This is a genomic window from Mesorhizobium sp. M7A.F.Ca.MR.362.00.0.0 (genome assembly GCF_004023175.1).
GTDB lineage: Bacteria > Pseudomonadota > Alphaproteobacteria > Rhizobiales > Rhizobiaceae > Mesorhizobium.
In genome coordinates this window covers 1-241 of sequence record NZ_RZTF01001112.1, presented here as the reverse complement: position 1 = coordinate 241, position 241 = coordinate 1, and the positions used below count along the sequence as shown (strand labels likewise).

Below are 241 nucleotides of genomic sequence, written 5' to 3'. Positions count from 1 at the left end.
GCCAGTTTCCGACTCAGATTTCAGCCTGTTCCAGGAAACAATCATTGAGACAGTGCTGGAGAACAAGGTAAAGCATCACGTTGCAGGGATTGCCTTCAGCTGTCCAGGTGGAGTCGAAAGCGATACAGGCATTATCGGCGGTTCCAGCGCACTTCCCTGTATTCACGGACCTAATTTTAAAACCATTTTCAGTGAGGCGACAGGACTTCCTGTTGAGCTGGAAAATGATGCGAATTGGCGC

At 49.4% G+C, this 241-nt stretch carries 1 pseudogene; it reads left to right on the top strand.

From position 1 onward, the window contains the following. A pseudogene (locus tag EOC06_RS40665) lies at positions 1 to 241 on the top strand (ROK family protein); the annotation flags it as partial.